Genomic DNA, 17,898 nt, shown 5'->3' with positions numbered 1-17,898 from the left:
GGCAGGGAGGGTGCCGCCCGGAGATCGGTGGATGCGAGACAAGGGGCGGACCCCGGCGTCTTAGAGACCGCTATTCTCGGCGGCGGTCTTCAGGGCATCCTCCGGACTTGTCTGGCCAAGCAGCGCTTCCTGGATGGCTTGCTGCAACGCGACGGAAAGCTCCTGGTACTTCGGTGTCGTCGGGCGCGGATACATGGCGGCCAGCGACAGCTTGGCAGCGGCGATCAGCTCCTCCTGATCCTTGCTGACGGCCGCGTCTTCATAAGACAATGCCCAGATCGGCAGGCTGAGCTTGGCATACTGGTTCTGCACGGCCTGCGAGGTCATGAAGGTAACGTATTTCCAGGCCTCGTCCGGATGCTTGCTGGTGGCAGTGATACCAAGGCCCATCGAGCCGTTGACGGCCGAAACCTCGCTCTTGCCGGAGACGCCCGGCGCCGGAACGACGCCGACCTTACCGGCAACCTTGCTGTCCTTGCCGGCATTGGCGAGATTGTACATGTAGGTCCAGTTCAGCGCGAAAGCGGCTTCGCCGTTCTCGAATACCTTACGGACGTCCTCCTCCAAAAACTCCTTGGAATTCGGGTTGGAGATGCCGGACGAATAGCTCGACACCATGTATTTCAGCGCATCGAGGCCGCCACCGGTCTGGAAGTCGGGCTTGCCATCCTTCAGGAAATCGCCGCCATAGGCACTGACCAGCGTGGTATAGTCGCAGATAGCCGCTTCCGCCTGCGACCAGCTCCAGGCGATCGGGGTGGCCAGAAGGCCCTTGTCCTTGATCGTCTTGGCCTGTTCGGCCAGTTCGTCCCAGGTCTTCGGCGGCGTCTTGATGCCGGCTTTTTCGAGGATTTCCTTGTTGTAGAACAGGTATTTCGTATCGAGAATCCACGGCATGCCGTAATAGGCGCCGTCATATTGAACCGTCGTCCAGGCACCGGGCAGCACGTTCTTCTTCATGTCGTCGGTGACGCGCGAGGACACGTCGACCAGAACCTTGTTGCTGGCATATTCGGCCGGCCAGATCACGTCGAACAGCACGACATCGTAGCCGCCGCCGGACCCTTGGGCCAACACGGTCTTGTCGTGCAGGCCTTCGTAAGGCACGAATTCCAGATTGACCTTGACGTCCGGATTGGCCTTGGCAAATGCACCGGTCATGGCCCGGACATCAGCTTCGCTATAGGCGGCCTGCGCCATGAACAACGCATTGAGCGTCGTTTCGGCATAGGCGTTGGTTGCAAAAAAGGCGCCGACCAGCGCGGCCCCCATCAGCGCATTGCGTTTGGCTTTCAGCATGTTCTTCTCTCCAGTGATAACAACAGTCGTCTCGTCGGCCCGCAAAAACACGCGCCTTTCCGCAAAACCACTTGAAAGCGGCCTCCGGCATGCCTTGTCGAAGTGTTGCGCGGCCACTAGGACTGGTCCCGTGCCGCCGTTTGTTCCCTAAAAGCTCTGCGGCTTCTTTATTAAGTCAATTGCGTTGACTTAAGTCTTGTTGAATAATCTAATGGTGTCAAGAGGATTTCGCGGGATGAATGAGATGCGACCGATCCGGGCCAAAAGCGGCACCAATCAGGAGGGCACCAGCGCCCATAACCGCCGTGTGATGATCGATGCGCTGCGGCTGAACGGGCAATTGTCGCGCGCCGATCTTGCACGCGCAACGAAGCTGACCAAGCAGACCGTGTCCAACATCATCGAGGATCTGGAACGGGACGGACTGGTGGTATCGCTCGCCGCCGTGCGCAACGGTCGCGGCCAGCCCTCGACGCCCTACCGGCTGGTGCCGGACGGCGCCTTTGCCATCGGCCTGCAGATCGACCGGCACGTGACACGGGCGATCGCGGTGGATCTCGTCGGCACCGTTCTGGTGCGCGCCCACGCCAACCTGCCGCCGGGCGGCCCGGCCACCGGCGCCAAGGTCATTCTCGACCTGATCGAACAGGTCCGCACCGAACTCGCCGGCAGTGCGAAACAGGCAGAGAAGCGGCTCGTCGGTCTCGGCGTCGCCATGCCGGGTCCGTTTGGCCTTGCGACCGACAATGACGATCAGTGGATGATGGCCGCCTGGCAGAATTTTCCGCTGCTCGAAACGCTGGCCGCCGGCACCGGATTGGAAGTGGCGTTGCAGAACGACGCCGCCGCCTGCGCCACCGCCGAGCGCATGGTGGGTGCCGCCCACGGCATCGATCACGCCGTCTGCCTCTATGTCGGCTACGGTATCGGCGCTGGCCTCATTCTGAATGGTGAACTCTATGCCGGCACCAACGGCAATGCCGGTGAAATCGGCATGGTGCTTTTACCCCCCACACTGCGGCGCCCGGACCAGACGTCGCTTGAACACCGCGCGTCGCTTGCCTCGCTCTACCAGCATCTCGGCGCCGATCCGTCCGATCCCGGCCTGCCGGAACGGCTGACCATGCTGGTCAATACCGGCGATCCGGCGATGGCATCATGGATCGATGCCGCCGCCGAAGAATTGCGCTGGGGCGTGCAGATCATCGAGACGATCTTTGATCCGCAGACCGTCATACTCTGCTCCACAGGACCGGAGGCGCTGACCCGCAAGCTTCTGCAGGCCATCCACCCGCTGCTTCCATCCAACGCCAACCGCCCGGGCCGATCGATACCCCGTCTTCAACTCGGCATGACAGATCCGTGGTCCGTCGCACTGGGTGCAGCGGCTGAGCCGATCAGCCGCGCCTTCGACCCGCGCTTCTCGGCCATCCTCAAGACGCGGGCCAATGCGCTGGACTGATGGTCAGGCCGCGCGAAAAGCCAGGACGAAGCACCCCAGTGCGCCGATCGACGACAATGTGCGCACGTGGTTCCACCGGACCCAATCGACGAGAGTGGTCGATGTCCACAGGCGCGCAGCCTCCTCGCTGCCCGGCTGCAATGCTTCGAGCGCATTGTTCATCGGTACGTTGACGATCATCGTCACCAGGATGACGCCGCCAAGAAACAGCAGCCCGCCTGCAATCAGATAAAACCGCGCCGGGCCGCCATAGACGAAACCGCCGGCAATGAGGACGAGAGACAGCGCCGCCGTTCCCATGAAGGCGAGCAGGAACCAGGGATTGAGGATCACCACATTGATCGCCTGCATGGCGGCAATGCCCTGCTCAGCCGGTAAACGGGCGAGCGCCGCCATGATGCAGACTGAGAAGATGAAGAACAGGCCCGCATTCAGCCCGGTCCCGATCACGGCCGAAAAGATCAACCAGGGGAAAAGTGCGGCAATCATTTCAGGCCCTCCCAGACACCGGTTGCAGCAGCCTCACGCGCAAAATCAGCAAAGCCACGCGGCGGGCGGCCAAGCACCTGCAGGACATCATCCGTCACGCTCTCGTTGCGGCCGTCCAGCACGGTGGTGAAAAGGTATCGCACCAGCCAGATATAATCTGCCGGAATCTGCGCTTCTTCCAGCATGGCGACATAGTCGCCGATATCGACAGTGGTGAAGTGGATATCGCGTCCGGTCTGCCGGGCGATCTCCGCCACCGCCTCGCCGAATGTCATCAACTGCGACCCCGTCACCTCATAGGTTTTTCCGGCATGTCCCGGTCCCGTCAAAGCGGCAACCGCAACATCGGCGATATCATCGGCATCGATGAACGGTTCCCTGACATTGCCGACCGGCAGAACCAGTTCGCCCGCCTGAATGCCTTCGAGCAAAAAAGCCTCGCTGAAATTCTGGAAGAACCAGCTGGCACGGATGATGGTGTAGCCAATACCGGACTGTTTCAATGCCTCTTCCGCCGCTAGGGCTTCGTCTTCTCCGCGTCCCGAAAGCAGGACCAGATGCCGGACGCCCTTTTTGAGCGCAAGCCGGGACAAAGCACCAATCGCCTCGACGGCACCCGGCACGGCCAGATCCGGCTGGTAGCTGACATAGGCGGCATCGACCCCTTCAAACGCTGGTGCCCAGCCCGACGGATCTGTCCAGTCGAACGCAGGAACAGTCGAGCGCGACGCCAGCCGGACATCTTTGCCTGCTGCCGTCAGGCGCTCCGCCACACGGCGGCCGGTCTTGCCGCTGCCACCCAGGATCAAAATCGTTTCGTTGCTCATCGTCTCGCTCCCGCTGATCTCAACAATATGAGTGATACTCACATTTGCCAAATGTGATAAACCCTCGTATTTTGATCGTCAAGCGAAATTTCGATCAAAGAAAACCTGAAAGGACAGATCTTGGCCGTGGACCAGACAGCGCCCTCGCCGGCACAGGAGGAGGAAGGGGCGATGCGCAAATCACCGACGCAAAAGCGCAGCCGCGAGAGGGTCGAGCATATTCTGGCGAGCGCTTCCCGGCTGATTGCCGAGCGCGGCAGCGACACGATGCGGATGAGCGAAGTCGCTGAATTGAGCGGCATTTCGATCGGCTCGCTGTACCAGTATTTTCCCGACAAGGCTGCAATCATCCGGACGCTGGCCGAGCGCTACAATGCCGTCTCGCGCGCCTGCATCGCCGAAGGCCTTGCCCATGTGAAGACGGTTGAAGACCTGCGTCAGGCCTTCTCCGTGCTGATCGACGAATATTACGACATCTTCCTGGCCGAGCCGGTGATCCGCGACATCTGGTCGGCGATGCAGGCAGACAAGGGCCTGCGGGAGATCGAACTGGCCGAAAGCCGGCAAAATGCAATTCTTCTTGCGGCAGCGCTGAAGCGCGCCTTGCCGGATGAAGATCTCGACCGGCTCAAGGTATCGGCCTTGCTGGTGATGCATTTCGGCGAATGCGTCATGCGGCTGGCGCTCTCGACCGGCGAGACAGAAGGGCGCGCGCTGGTCGAGGCGTATAAACGCATGGCCTATCGAAGCTTCGACGACACTTCCGGTATGCCGCATAATTCCGGCCTACCAGGTTTGCCTGTGTCCCCGCCGGACTGAAGCAGCGCCGCCGCCTGCAGCCGGGTCTCCTCAAACGCCGGAAACAATCAGCTCCGCCGCCTTCTCCGCGATCATGATCACAGGGGAATTGGTATTGCCCGAGACGATCGTCGGCATGATCGACGCATCGACCACCCGCAATTTCGACAGCCCATGCACCCGCAATTGAGGATCGACCACGGCCATCGCATCGCTGCCCATCTTGCAGGTGCCGACCGGATGAAAAATCGTCGTGGCGATATCGCCGACACGGCGAATCAGGTCCTCTTCGCTCTGGTATTCCGTGCCGGGTAGCATCTCCTGCGGCCTGTATTTGGCAATCGCACCCGTCTCCATCAAACGACGGGCGTGACGGATCGAACTGGTCGCGACCATCCGGTCGCCCCCCGTCGAAAGATAATTCGGGCGGATGTCCGGGGCAGCGGAAAACTCCGGCCCCGCAACATGCACCGTCCCCCGGCTTTCCGGCCGCAGGTTGCAGACCGAGACCGTAACGGCCGGATATTTATGCAGCGGCTCGCCGAGCCGGTCGGTACTCAGGGGCTGCACATGATATTCGAGGTCGGCGGTCGCCAAGGCGGGATCGCTTTTGGCGAAGATGCCGAGCTGGCTCGGCGCCATCGATAATGGGCCGGACCGCCGCAGCATATATTCAAGCCCCATGCCCGCCCGGGTGAACAGGTTGTGATAGAGCTGGTTCAGCGTCTTGGCGCCCTCGATGCGAAACACCGTGCGGATCTGCAGATGGTCCTGCAGATTTTCGCCGACACCCGCAAGTTCATGGGTTGGTTCGATTCCGGCACGGGACAGCACATCCGGACGGCCGACCCCGGAAAGCTCCAGGATTTTCGGCGAGTTGATTGCTCCTGCCGACAGCACGACCTCGCGGCTAGCGTGGGCGACATGGGTCTGTCCGTTCAGCCGGAACCGCACGCCGGTCACCATCCTGCCGTCGAATTCCAGCCTTTCGGTTTCGGCCCCGGTCAGCACGCGCAGATTGGCCCGCTTCATCGCCGGGCGCAGGAAGGCCTTGGTGGTGTTCCAGCGCAGGCCGCCGCGCTGGTTGACCTCGAAATAGCCCGAGCCCTCGTTGTCGCCATCGTTGAAATCATCGGTCTTGCGAATACCGAGTTCTTCGGCGGCATCGCGAAACGCATCGAGGATCGGCCAGGACAGCCGCTGTTTTTCCACCCGCCACTCGCCACCTGCCCCGTGCACCCGCGATTTGCCGCGATAATTGTCCTCGGATTTGAGGAAATAGGGCAGCACGTCGTCCCAGCCCCAGCCGGAATTGCCCGCCTGCCGCCAGCCGTCGTAATCCGCCGCCTGCCCGCGCATGTAGATCATGCCGTTGATCGACGAGCAGCCGCCGAGCACCTTTCCACGCGGATAGGGCAGCGACCGGCCGTTCAACCCGGCTTCGGCTGCGGTCTTCATCATCCAGTCGGTGCGCGGATTGCCCATGCAGTAGAGATAACCGATCGGCACATGAACCCAGTGATACCGGTCGCTGCCGCCCGCTTCGAGCAAAAGCACGCGGTTCTTCGGATCGGCCGAGAGCCGTTTGGCCAGAACACATCCCGCCGATCCCGCACCGACGACGATGAAATCGTAGCGTCCCGCATCAATCGCTGCATCATTCACACGCATGGTCACGCCGCCACTCCTGCAACAACGGGCTGCACCGCCGCCAGACGCCGCCAGAGCGGCGCCATCGCTTCGGCGATATCGTTATACAGAGCGTATCGTCGCGCATAATGCGCCTCAAGCGAGACGTTCGGACGATAATGCCGCTCGGTCTGCACCATGGCCGCCGCACCCGCTTCAAAATCCGCAAAGATGCCGACGCCGGTTCCGGCCGCAATCGCCGCCCCCAGGGCACCGGTTTCCCGCGAACGGGCGACGGTCACGGGAACGCCGAGCACATCGGCAAAGATCTGCGGCCAGATCAGGCTGCGAGACCCCCCGCCGGAGAGCACGGCTTCGTTGAACACCGCCCCGGCCTTGCGGATCGTCTCGATATGCTGGCGATGGCCGAAAGCGACACCTTCGAGCAGCGCGCGAACCAGATGCCCCTTGGTGTGCCAGCCGGCAATGCCGTAGAAGCCGGCGCGTGCGTGGCCATCCTGCTGGGCGCCGTAGAGATAGGGATGATAGAGCGGATCGTCTGCCGCGGGCTCGATTGCGCCTGCCAGCGCGCAACAGGCATCAAACGGCGAAACGCCGTCCGCATGCTCGCCTTCGAAGAACTCCCTGACCAGCCATTCGAGATTGGCGGCCGAGGTGGCGCTGTTTTCCATGGCCATGTAGCGGCTGCGATCGAAGGTCGAGGACATGAACACCGGTCCGTCGAGATCGGGACCGTCGATGATGACCTGGTTGATGCTCCAGGTGCCGGCAATGATCGAGGCGCTGCCGGTGCGCGTAACGCCCGAGCCAAGCGCCGAAGCGACGACATCGAACAACCCGCCGACCACCGGCGTGCCGGCGGCAAGCCCGGTTTGCTTGGCAACCGCTTCGGTGACCGTACCGGCAATATCGGCGCTTTCGATCAGCGGCGGCAAGAGATCCATGCAATCGCCAAGGCCATAGGCCTCCATCAGCACCTTGTCATAACGGCGCTCGGCAAGATCGAGCAGACCGGCGCCGGACATGTCCGACACCTCGCTGACACGCTCGCCGGTCAGGCGGTTGACGATGAAATCCTTGGAGAAGAACACCGTGCCGATCCGGTTGAACTGCTCCGGCCGGTGGCGCTTCAGCCAGGCAAGCAATGTGGGGGTCTGCGATGGCCACGGACGCTGGCGGGCAATCGGATAGGTCCGGTCGCCGACGCCAGATTCGCGCCATTCGTCAACCAGCCCGGCCGCCCGCGTATCGATCGACTGGATGCCGAGCAGCGGGGCACCATCGCGATCGAGCGCATAGAGACCGTTGCCATGCCCGGCGCAACCGATCGCGGCAATCTCCTCCGGCTGGATCTTTGCCTTTTCGATACAAGCACGGATAACCTGCCGTGCATTGGTCCAAAGCTCGTCCAGACCACGCTCGACATGCCTAGGGCTCGGCATGCGGCTATGCCCCTCTTCAGCCGCAGCCGCGATTTCGTTGCCCGCCCGGTCGAAAATCACTGCCTTTATGACCGTGTTTCCGGCATCCAGCCCCAAAAGATATTGCTTCATTCTGAACCCCTCCCAAGGTTCTGACAGAGTTTTGCGCGATTCCGGCCGAAAACACAGACCTGACTTCCTCTTCTCCCCAGCGGGGAGAAGGTGGCCAGCAGGGCCGGATGAGGGGGCGACAGGCTCTGAATTAGCCGCCCCTCATCGCCTCGCATACGCTCGGCACTTCTCCCCGGTGGGGAGAAGTGAATTCACCACTTACCCCTGCTGATAAACAGCAAATGCCTCTTCGCCGCTGGCATTCTCATGGATGATCGCCATCAGCCCGCGCACCACGGCGCTTGGATTGGCGTGCTGATAGATATTGCGCCCATAGACCATGCCCATCGCGCCCTGCCGCATCAAGGCCGCGGATTTATCAAACACCGCACGCAGATCTTCCTTGCCGCCGCCACGCACCAGAACCGGGCAGCGTGCCGCTTCCACCACACGGTGGAAATCCTCGGCATTGTCGGTCGGATCGGCCTTGACGATATCGGCACCCATCTCGCGCGCCAAGCGCGTTAGCGTGACGATCTTATCGGCATCGCCATCGACCATGTAGCCGCCTTTTTCCGTGACCGGCTGCATCACCAGCGGCTCGATCATCAGCGGCATGCCATATTTGTCGCAATCGGCCCGCACGCGGGAAATGTTCTGTACGCACTGACGGAACAGGTCCGGCTCGTCCGGCAGCATGAACAGGTTGACGACGACGCAGGCCGCATCCATCTCAAGCGCGCCGATCAGCGGCTCGGCCTCGTTCTGCAACACCGCCCACATGTCGCGGTGGCGGATGCGGTTATAGGGATTGCCCATGTCGATGCGCATGACCAGCGCCGGCTTGTCCTTGCCGGGAACGTCCTGCAACAGGTCCGCCTGGCCGTAGTTCATCTGGATCGCGTCGGGTGCTGCAGACACCAGCGCCTTGACCACCGCCTGAATGTCTTCCAATCCGTTGAGGAAGGATGGCTCGTTGCAGACGCCGTGATCGATCGCCACGTCGAGGCAGCGGCCGTTGCCGAACAGCCGGTTCATCCGGACTTTGCTGTTGTGTCGCATTCTGTACTCCTTGGTTCGTTCCTTGCGGAAAGCATGTCTTCATCGACGCCGTGGCGTCCGTTGAGAAGGGTGAGAAACCGGTCGCGCTCGCTGGCGCGCTGCGCTGGTGTCCAGCGCTTTTCCTGCGCCAAAAGATCGAGCGCCGCGTCCATCATGTCGAGCGAAAGCTCGCCCGAGACGGCCAGCGTCGTGCGCCGCAAGAGCAGGTCATCGAGATGTTCGACGGCCTCGTCGCGGATCAGGAACTGCAATTCACGCACCGAGTAACCGGCATGCGGCAGTGCCGTATCCGCGCCTGTGGCAATGAAACCGGCGACGGCCTCGGCATCCGTACCATAGCGGCCAAACAGCGTAGCCATACGCTGGCCGGAAATGCCCTTGGCAACAGCTACACTTGCAAGCCAGACCGGCGCGTTGGCGGGAAATGCCCGCCCGCCGCCAATCGGCCTCTCGGTTGTCGCGACGCGCCGCCTCCTGCCCAATCTTTCCAGCGCCATGTCGGCTGCCAGTTCACCAAACGACCGGAACGTCGTCCACTTGCCGCCGATCATGCACAGCACCGGCGGGCCACCATCTTTGGGTTCGACGACCGTGCAGAAATGATCACGCGGAATGCGGCCGGTAAAGCTGTCATTGCTGGCCGGCAGCGGCCGCACGCCGGCAAACTGGAAGACGATCTCCTCGGGCTTGATCTTGATATCCGGCAGCACGAAGGCGAGCGATTGCAGGATGTAGTCGCGCTCATCCGCCTCGCAGCGCACCGTTTCCGGATCATCGACGCGAATATCGGTGGAGCCGACAAGAACCTTGCCGAGATAGGGAAACAGGATACAGATGCGCCCGTCCTCGTTCTCGTAATAGATCATGTGATCGGCAAGAGCATCGCGCAACGCGTCATTGTCGATGATCAGATGCGAGCCCTTGGTGCCGCCCATCAAGGGCGCCGGACGCGCCTCCGGCGAAAACAGGCTTTGATTGGCGATATCGATCCAGCCGCCGGTGGCGTTGATGATCAGCGCCGGTTCGACGGAAACGGACGCGCCGCCGATCTGGTCCTCGACGCGATACCGGCCATCGTCAGTGCGCCGCAGCTCCGCATAGTTCAGTGCCGCCGCGCCGAACTTTGCTGAAAGACCATCCTGCAGCAGTTCGATGCCCAGCCGTTCCGGATGGCTGACCCAGGCGTCGAAATAGGTGGCGGAACTCTTGATGCCCGGATGCAGTGCCGGCCATTTTTCAAGCGTCGTGCGGCGTCCGCGAAACTGATGGCGCGGCATCATCGCCCGCTTGCGCGTCAGGAAATCATAGATGCTGAGGCCTGCCTTGATGGCGACCGCACCCCGGCGGCTTGGACGGCGGCTGAGGCCCAAAAACCGGACGATGCCATTGCCGAGGCCGGAAAAGATATCGAAGACAGGCACCGTCGTCGGCAAAGGCGCGACGTAATGCGGCGCGTTGCGCAACAGCCGGTCGCGCTCGACCAGCGATTCCTGCACCAGCTTGAATTCGCCGTTTTCCAGGTAGCGCAGCCCGCCATGCACCATGCGCGACAGTGCCGAACTGGCGCCGGAGCAGTAGTCGTGCTTCTCGACCAGCAGCACGCTGAGCCCTTGCAGCGCCAACTCCCGGAAGACGCTGATGCCGTTGATGCCGCCGCCGATGACACACACGTCCACCTTCAGGCTTTGGCGCAGCCCGTCCAATATCTCTTGACGTTCCATGATGGCGATCCGCTACCTGTCCATATCAGTTAGTTTCGCCGCTATGGCCGTATCGATGGCGGCTAGGTCGGCCGCATCCAGCCGGATGGTCCCGGCCCGCGCATTGTCGATTGCCTGCGCCGGATTGCGCGCCCCGCAGAGCGCAAAGGTCACGCCGGGCTGTGCCAGCGTCCAGGCAATCACGGTCTGGGCGATGCTGGCGCCATGCTTTTCCGCGACCGGCCGGATGGCATCGGCAAGCGCCGTTGCCTTCTTCCGGTTGCCGACTGAAAAGCGCGGATTGTCCTTGCGCTGGTCGTCGCCGGAAAACACCCGGTCCGGGCCGATGGCGCCGGACAACAGCCCCAGCGCCAGCGACGAATAGCTGAGCGTCGCAATGCCATTGGCTTGGGTCAGCGGCAGGAGATCCATCTCGATCTCACGGTCGATCATGCTGAACCGCTCCTGGATCGCATCGAGACCACCAACCGCAATATAAGCGTTGAGATCGTCCTTGCTGACATTGCTCGCCCCGATCGCCCGGATCTTGCCGGATGTCCGCAAGTCCTCCAGCGCCCGCATCGTCTCCTCGACCGGTGTCGTCGGGTCCTGCCAATGGGTGATGTAGAGGTCGATGTAATCGGTGCCGAGCCGCGTCAGGCTTTCCTCGACCTCGTGCATGATCGCATCGCGGCCGAGATAGCGGTGGACCGGCTTGCCGTCCTGATCGAAGAAATGGCGGCCCTTTTGCGTATGCCAGACAAGGCCGCATTTGGTGGCGATCACAGCCTTGTCGCGGCGGCCAGCCAGTGCCTTTCCGACGATTTCTTCCGAGCGCCCCAGCCCGTAAGCCGGTGCCGTATCGATCAGCGTCACGCCGGCATCGAGCGAGGCCTGGATCGCGGCAATGGACTCGTTTTCATCCGTCCCGCCCCACATCCAGCCGCCGATCGCCCAGGTTCCCAGCCCAACCGCCGAGGCGGAAACGCCGGATTTGCCGATCTCACGTGTCAACTGCTGTCCGCTCATGCCCATTTTCCTTCGCCATTCGCCAATGCCAGTACCCGCGCACCCGTCGCCTCGTCGGTCACCAGCGTATCCAGATGATTGCCCCGCAATACGCTGAGGATCGGCCCGGCCTTGTTCGGCCCGCTCGCCACACCGATCTTGGTGGGGATCGAGGCGAACTCGGGAAGCGTCAGCGATACCAGCGACCGGTTGAGGCTGTAGTCGCAGACCTGCCCCTGGTTATCGAGTAGGTGCGCCAGCAATTCGCAGGATGCACCGGAGCGTTCGATTGCGGCACGGTCGGTGCTCGAAGACGGATGCAGGTCATAATAGCTCGAGTCGTCCGACAGGATCGAACCGATACCGACCACGGCGATCTTTGCCTCTCGCGCCCGTTTGAACACGTCGGCAACCGAGCGCATGTTGATCAGCATGCCGCGCTCGGCCGCACTATCGGCAAACAGCGGCGCATGGATCTGGTAGGAGCGCCCGCCGAGCCGATCGGCCATCATCGTCGAGACGTGGTTGACGTCGGTATAGTGCTTGCCCTGGACGCATCCCGTCGCCGGGATCACCTCGACATCGAAACGGCGCTGCGCCTGCAATCCGGCCACCACGGCGCTGACGCCCTTGCCGCCGGTAATGCAGATCGTATCGCCATCCGTAATCTCTTCCAGCAAAAGCCGGGCGGCCGCCTCGCCAACCGCCTGAAGTGCCGTCTGCGGATTGTCCGATACGGTCGGCACCACCACGGCGCGGCCGATGCCGCCCAATGCCCGGAGCTGCTCTTCCATATCCACCAGCGGCTCGACCGGCGACTTGATCTTGATCTCGACCAGGCCCAGCTGGCGGCCGCGCTTGATCAGCCGGTTGACGGTGGCGTGCGAGATGCCGAGCTGATCGGCGATCTGCGCCTGCGTCAGTCCTTCGAGGAAATGCAGGACCAGCGCCTGGTGCATCTGCCGGGCGATGACGATTTCCTCGCGCGGCGCATTGGCGGGCTTGAGCTTGGCAATGGGCCTAATGGGCGACATATCAGGCAGCCTTCCGCTTGTGCAGGAAATGGTCGATCGAGACGGCAGCGAGCAGAATGCAGCCTTTGATCATGTCTTGCCAATAGACGGAGACGTCGAGCAGGATCAGCGAACTGGTGACGACCGAAAGCAGAGCGATACCGAGGATGGCGCCGAGGATCGTACCCGAGCCGCCATTCAGCGAGGCGCCGCCGATCACCGCGGCAGCAATGATGTTGAGTTCCATGCCGACACCGAAGGTCGGCGTCGCGGCACCGAAGCGGGACATGTAGATGACGCCGGCCACACCCGATAGCGTGGCGCAGAGCACCGTCACCCAGAATTTCACCTGGTTGGTCTTGATGCCGGAATAGAGCGCCGCCTTCTCGTTGCTGCCGGTGTAGAACACTTTGCGGAAAGCCGTTGCCCGGCGCAGCAGGAAATCGAACAGCACGACGACGGCGACGAAGATCAGGATCACATAGGGGACGCCATAGAACGTCCCCTGCCCGACCGCTTTGAACGACGGCGGCAAGGTAAACAGCGACAGCGGCGTGCCCTTGGTGATGATCAGGCAGATGCCGCGCACGATCACCATCGCCGCAAGTGACGTGATGAAGTGGTTGAGCCCCACCACCGTGACGAAGAAGCCCATGACGCAGCCGATCAGGCCGCTGGCAATGATGCCGATCAGCGATGCGCTCCAGGGATCGAGCCCCATCAGGAACAGCGAGCCCGACAGCACCATCGAAAAGCAGACGACCGAGCCGACCGACAGGTCGATACCGCCGACGATCAACAGGATGGTCATGCCGACGACGACGATGCCTTCGACCGAAAACGACATCAGCATGGCCCGGAAATTGCCGAGCGTCAGGAAATGCGGCGAGGCAAAGCTCATGGCGATGCAGAGCGCCAGGATGATCGCGATCAGTCCCGCCTCGCGCATCGTCCCCAGCCGTTTCCAGCCGGGCGCGCGTGCCTGATGTGCCGTTGCCAACGTAGCGTCCGCCATGACCTTGTCTCCTGCCCCTGCTTGTTCTTTATGCGGCATGCTCTGATGCCTTTGAATTGTTATGAGCGCCGACACCCGATGCCAGCCGCATGATTGCCTCTTCGGTCATCGTCTCGCCCTCGACCACACCGGCAACCGTACCCTCGCGGATCACCAGTACCCGGTCGCAGAGACCGAGAAGCTCCGGCAGTTCCGACGAGATGACGACGATGCCGATGCCGGAGCGCGCGAGATCGCGTAAGAGCCGGTGGATTTCCGATTTCGCGCCGACATCGATGCCGCGCGTCGGCTCGTCCATCAGGATGACCTTGGGATTGACCGCCAGCTGCTTGGCAATCGCCACCTTCTGCTGGTTGCCACCCGACAGCGACGAGACCGGCATGTCGATGCCGCCCATCCGCACGCCAAGCCGCCTGGTCAAATCCCGCGCACGATCCGCCTCGGCCTTCGAATTCAACAGGCCGAGCGGCCCGGTCAGCGATTTCAGATCGAGCACGGCAATGTTCTGGGCGATGGACAGCTCCAGGAAGACGCCGGACCCCTTGCGGTCCTCCGAAAGATAGACGACGCCCGCCTGTACGGCCTGCGCATAGGACCGCGCCCGCAGCCGCTGCCCATGCAGTTGCACCTCGCCTTCCCTCACCGGCCGCAATCCGCAAATGCCCTTGGCAATCTCGGTGCGGCCCGAGCCGATCAGCCCGCCGACGCCAAGAATTTCGCCTTGGCGCAATTCGAAACTGACATTGTTGAAGCGATCGCCGTCACCAAGATTGCGGACGCTCAAAATGGTCTCGTCCGTCCGTTCCGTCGGCGCCTGCTTTTCCGGATAGAGCTGGGTGATCTCGCGCCCGACCATGCGGCGGACGATATCATCCGGCGTCAGATCCGCGACTTTTTCGGTCGAGACATAGCGCCCGTCACGAAACACGGTCACCCGGTCGCAGAGGCTGAAAATTTCGGCCATGCGATGGCTGATATAGATGATCGAGATACCCTGCGCCTTCAGATCGCGGATGATCCCGAACAGCACCTGGGTTTCCGATTCCGTCAGTGCCGCCGTCGGCTCGTCAAAGATCAGCACGCGGCAGTCGAGCGTCAGCGCCTTGGCGATCTCCACCAATTGCTGGCTGGAAATTGGTAGCTCAGCCACCTTCTGGCGCACGTCGATCGGCGCCAGGCGGTTCATCACACCTTGAGCCTCCCGCTCCAGCCTGCCATAGTTCATGAAAGGCGAGCGGCGGCGGTTGGTGGCGGCCATGAACATGTTCTCGGCCACCGTCGCATCGGGGCAGAGCGCTATTTCCTGATGCACGAGGCCAAGTCCGAGCGATTGCGCCACGGCCGGCGAGGTCACCTTGACCGCCGCGCCATCGACGAGCACTTCACCCTCGGTCGGCTGCAGGACGCCTGCAATGATATTCATCAGCGTCGATTTGCCCGCGCCGTTTTCGCCGCACAGCGCATGAACCTCGCCCTTTTCCAGACTGAAGCTCACGTCCGTCAACGCCTTCACAGCACCAAAATGCTTGCTGACATTGCGGATTTCCAGAACCGGCATCGGCGCCATGACATGCTTCTCCCTACGTTTGCGGTGGCTGTCCGGGGCATGAAGCCCCGGACAGCCGGCACCTACAGCGCCGCCTGCTGCATAATTTGTCCTTAAATCGATACCGATTTAAGGATTGTGCAGTGGGCTTACTCCTCGATGCCCTTCGTACCACGCCGCTTCAGGTACTTGTCCCAGTAGAAGTCGTCGGCATTGTCGGCGGTGACGATCGACAGGCCGTTATCGACGAACGGAATGCTCATCGGATTGAAGCCGACGCGCTTGGCGTCGTTCATCGGGTCGATCAGTTCCGGGTGTTTGGCAAGCCACAGCAGCATGAAGCCCATGTAACCCTGCATGCCCTGGTTCGGGTTGATCGAGCCGAACACTTCGCCCGCCTTGATCATGTCGAGAATGTTGGCGTTGACGTCGGCGCACATCACCAGGATCTTGCCGCCGCTTTCCTTGTTGGCCTGCGACGCGCCGATGGCCGAGTTGGCCTCCGGCATGAACACGGCCCCGAGGTTCGGATTGGCCTGGATGAGGCTCGAAAGCGCCTGATAGGCCTTGGTCGGATCCTGGTTGGAAGCAGCACGGCCGACCAGCTTCATGTCCGGATATTTTTCGGTCATGCGGGCGATGAAGGCGGCGATGCGCTTGTCATGGTTGTCCTGGCCCGGATTTTCCAGAACGGCATATTCGCCCTTGCCGCCCATCTTCTCGGCGATCGCGTCGGCGGCATAGGTGCCTTCGCGGGTATTGTCCGAGGTGATGAACGAGATGCGCTTGGAAAGCGGCGCATCGGCGGCGAAAGTAACGACAGCCGTACCTTGGTCGATCGCCCGGTTGATCGGCTCGATGAACGGGTCGGAGTTCATCGGGTGAACGAGGATACCGGCCGGGTTCTGGGCCAGCGCCTGGTCGAACGTGGCGATCTGCTTGTTGACGTCATATTCCGGCGTGCCGGTATAGGCGGTCTCGCAGCCGAGCTGCTGGCCCGCCTGCTTGAACATTTCATAGACCGGGAACCAGTATTCGACGCCCGAGACCATGACGTTCATGACGTATTTTTCGCCCGGCTTGCAGCGGAACGGATTGTCCGTTTCGGCGCTGGCAGCACCGGCGAAAAGCGTCGATGCAAGGACCGCCAATGCGGTCGTGCTTAGAAATTTACGCAAGATTCCTCCTTGAGGCCGAAGCCCCTCCCAAATACCCGGCGGCGCCTTAAGCGGCGGCCCGATGATCCAATGAAGACCGGAGTTCCTCCTCGAAGTCCGGTATGGGCAGATAATCGCAACAACCGAGCAAAGTCAATATAATTCATACCATGAAATATATTTCACACATTCGGATGCCCTGGCTGTGAAGGACGCGAAATCCTGCGCGTTCGCTGCAAACACCCAACCCATTCGCCGGGCCACTGCAAAACCGCCACTTCCACCGTCATCGCACGCCGTTCAGGCTGTTGTCAGCCCAAACTGCAAAGCTGATCCCATCGCAAAGGCCGCTGGTGGATGATGCACGGATTTTGGAAGCTGGCTTTGATGGCAGGCTGCGCCGCAGCGGTGGGGCTTGGAACCTATCTGTTCGCCATTCAGGCCACCGGTAATTTTGCCGAGGTCGTGCCGGGCGCGCTCTATCGTTCAAACCAGCCAACGGCCCTGAATGTGGCCGATTATGCGCAGCGCTACGGCATCAAGACCATTGTCAACCTGCGCGGAAGTGGCCAGGGGGCGGCCTGGTATAAGGATGAGGTTGCGGCAGCCCGCAGCCTCGGCATCAACCATATCGATTTCAGGATGTCGGCCACCCAAGCCTTGACGATCGAGGAAACAAACACCCTCGTCACCCTGTTGCGCGATGCGCCGAAACCCATCCTCATCCATTGCAAATCGGGCGCCGACCGGACCGGCCTTGCCTCCGTGCTCTATCTGAACCGGATTGCCGGCGCAGACGAGGATACGGCCGAACGCCAATTGTCGATCCGCTTCGGCCATTTCAGCATCCCTTTCCTCTCGCCAACCTATGCGATGGACGCGAATTGGGAAAAACTTGAAAACCTCTACGGTCTGTCAGGCTGATGACGGATATCGTCGGGATCTACCGAAGTACAAACGCCGTTCGGTTTTTCCGCTTACGACACCGCGCGTCAACTGAGGTGAGACAGACCCCTTCGGCAAACCAGCACTGCCGACGTCCCCCGCCCCACCGAACGTCCTTCTCGGCCATCAGCGGCATTTACGGGGTTATGGCGTGAGCCTGTCGGGCGCTGACGGAGGGATGGGTGCGAGACGCTACGTCTGTTCGGTGGCTTGAAAGGCGAATTGATCCTTTTCCGCTGCCCTTTGCCCTCCTTCGGCCTCTTCGCTTATCCTCCAAACGCAGCAAAGCCCGCCTCCGTTTCCGGATGGCGGGCTTTTTGTGTGTTTTTGGTATTGATTTGGTTGCGGGGGCAGGATTTGAACCTGCGGCCTTCAGGTTATGAGCCTGACGAGCT

Annotated in this window: 15 protein-coding genes; 3 read left to right on the top strand and 12 right to left on the bottom strand. The window is 61.7% G+C overall.

Going from position 1 to position 17,898, the window contains the following annotated elements; translation table 11 throughout:
• Positions 1–60: 60 nt before the first annotated feature.
• On the bottom strand, positions 61–1,299 hold the full coding sequence (locus ACP7E6_RS26355; protein WP_426232666.1) for an extracellular solute-binding protein: 1,239 nt from the start codon (positions 1,297–1,299) through the stop codon (positions 61–63).
• 235 nt (positions 1,300–1,534) lie between these two features.
• Here ACP7E6_RS26355 and ACP7E6_RS26350 point away from each other — a divergent pair, with 235 nt between their 5' ends.
• Positions 1,535–2,761, top strand: coding sequence for an ROK family transcriptional regulator (locus ACP7E6_RS26350; protein ID WP_426232664.1), 1,227 nt, complete (start codon positions 1,535–1,537; stop codon positions 2,759–2,761).
• A 3-nt stretch (positions 2,762–2,764) separates the two neighbouring features.
• On the opposite strand, the gene ACP7E6_RS26345 is transcribed toward ACP7E6_RS26350, so the two are convergent.
• Both ACP7E6_RS26345 and ACP7E6_RS26340 read right to left on the bottom strand, forming a co-directional pair.
• Positions 2,765–3,247: a DUF1772 domain-containing protein gene (locus tag ACP7E6_RS26345; protein WP_426232769.1), complete on the bottom strand. Its 483-nt coding sequence runs from the start codon at positions 3,245–3,247 to the stop codon at positions 2,765–2,767.
• Entirely contained in the window at positions 3,247–4,077 is an 831-nt protein-coding gene (locus ACP7E6_RS26340; RefSeq protein WP_426232662.1) for an NAD(P)H-binding protein, read from the bottom strand. Before ACP7E6_RS26340 ends, ACP7E6_RS26345 begins: the two co-directional genes overlap by 1 nt.
• A gap of 171 nt (positions 4,078–4,248) precedes the next feature.
• Between ACP7E6_RS26340 and ACP7E6_RS26335 the strand changes: the two genes are divergently transcribed.
• A complete protein-coding gene (locus ACP7E6_RS26335) occupies positions 4,249–4,896 on the top strand; it encodes a TetR family transcriptional regulator (protein ID WP_426232660.1) in 648 nt (215 codons plus the stop codon).
• Positions 4,897–4,926: 30 nt separating this feature from the next.
• Here the strand turns inward: ACP7E6_RS26335 and ACP7E6_RS26330 are convergent, their stop codons facing one another.
• The 9 genes from ACP7E6_RS26330 to ACP7E6_RS26290 form a co-directional block, all read right to left on the bottom strand.
• Positions 4,927–6,546, bottom strand: a complete 1,620-nt coding sequence (locus tag ACP7E6_RS26330) for a GMC family oxidoreductase (RefSeq protein ID WP_426232767.1) — start codon at positions 6,544–6,546, stop codon at positions 4,927–4,929.
• Between the two features lie 2 nt (positions 6,547–6,548).
• The gene (locus tag ACP7E6_RS26325) at positions 6,549–8,078 is read right to left on the bottom strand and encodes an FGGY-family carbohydrate kinase (protein WP_426232658.1); all 1,530 of its coding nucleotides are present in this window, start codon (positions 8,076–8,078) and stop codon (positions 6,549–6,551) included.
• A 198-nt stretch (positions 8,079–8,276) separates the two neighbouring features.
• Positions 8,277–9,119, bottom strand: coding sequence for a class I fructose-bisphosphate aldolase (locus ACP7E6_RS26320; RefSeq protein ID WP_426232656.1), 843 nt, complete (start codon positions 9,117–9,119; stop codon positions 8,277–8,279).
• The gene (locus ACP7E6_RS26315; RefSeq protein ID WP_426232654.1) at positions 9,092–10,840 is read right to left on the bottom strand and encodes an FAD-dependent oxidoreductase; all 1,749 of its coding nucleotides are present in this window, start codon (positions 10,838–10,840) and stop codon (positions 9,092–9,094) included. The genes ACP7E6_RS26320 and ACP7E6_RS26315 overlap by 28 nt, the downstream gene beginning before the upstream one ends.
• Before the next feature lie 12 nt (positions 10,841–10,852).
• Positions 10,853–11,848, bottom strand: a complete 996-nt coding sequence (locus ACP7E6_RS26310; protein ID WP_426232652.1) for an aldo/keto reductase — start codon at positions 11,846–11,848, stop codon at positions 10,853–10,855.
• Positions 11,845–12,861, bottom strand: a complete 1,017-nt coding sequence (locus ACP7E6_RS26305) for a sugar-binding transcriptional regulator (RefSeq protein ID WP_426232650.1) — start codon at positions 12,859–12,861, stop codon at positions 11,845–11,847. Before ACP7E6_RS26305 ends, ACP7E6_RS26310 begins: the two co-directional genes overlap by 4 nt.
• A 1-nt stretch (position 12,862) precedes the next feature.
• Positions 12,863–13,855 carry an ABC transporter permease gene (locus ACP7E6_RS26300; protein WP_426232648.1) on the bottom strand — a complete coding sequence of 331 codons (993 nt, stop codon included), beginning with the start codon at positions 13,853–13,855 and terminating at the stop codon, positions 12,863–12,865.
• A 28-nt stretch (positions 13,856–13,883) separates the two neighbouring features.
• Complete coding sequence (locus tag ACP7E6_RS26295) at positions 13,884–15,422, bottom strand: sugar ABC transporter ATP-binding protein (protein ID WP_426232646.1); 1,539 nt, start codon at positions 15,420–15,422, stop codon at positions 13,884–13,886.
• Positions 15,423–15,550: 128 nt separating this feature from the next.
• Positions 15,551–16,579, bottom strand: coding sequence for a substrate-binding domain-containing protein (locus ACP7E6_RS26290; protein WP_426126390.1), 1,029 nt, complete (start codon positions 16,577–16,579; stop codon positions 15,551–15,553).
• 336 nt (positions 16,580–16,915) lie between these two features.
• Here ACP7E6_RS26290 and ACP7E6_RS26285 point away from each other — a divergent pair, with 336 nt between their 5' ends.
• Positions 16,916–17,482 (top strand): dual specificity protein phosphatase family protein, encoded by a 567-nt coding sequence (locus tag ACP7E6_RS26285; RefSeq protein ID WP_426232644.1) that lies wholly within the window; start codon positions 16,916–16,918, stop codon positions 17,480–17,482.
• The last annotated feature ends 416 nt before the right edge of the window (positions 17,483–17,898 follow it).

This window comes from Pararhizobium sp. DWP3-4, assembly GCF_049898205.1.
Taxonomy (GTDB): Bacteria; Pseudomonadota; Alphaproteobacteria; order Rhizobiales; family Rhizobiaceae; genus Pararhizobium.
This window is presented reverse-complemented; position numbering and strand designations above follow the sequence as displayed.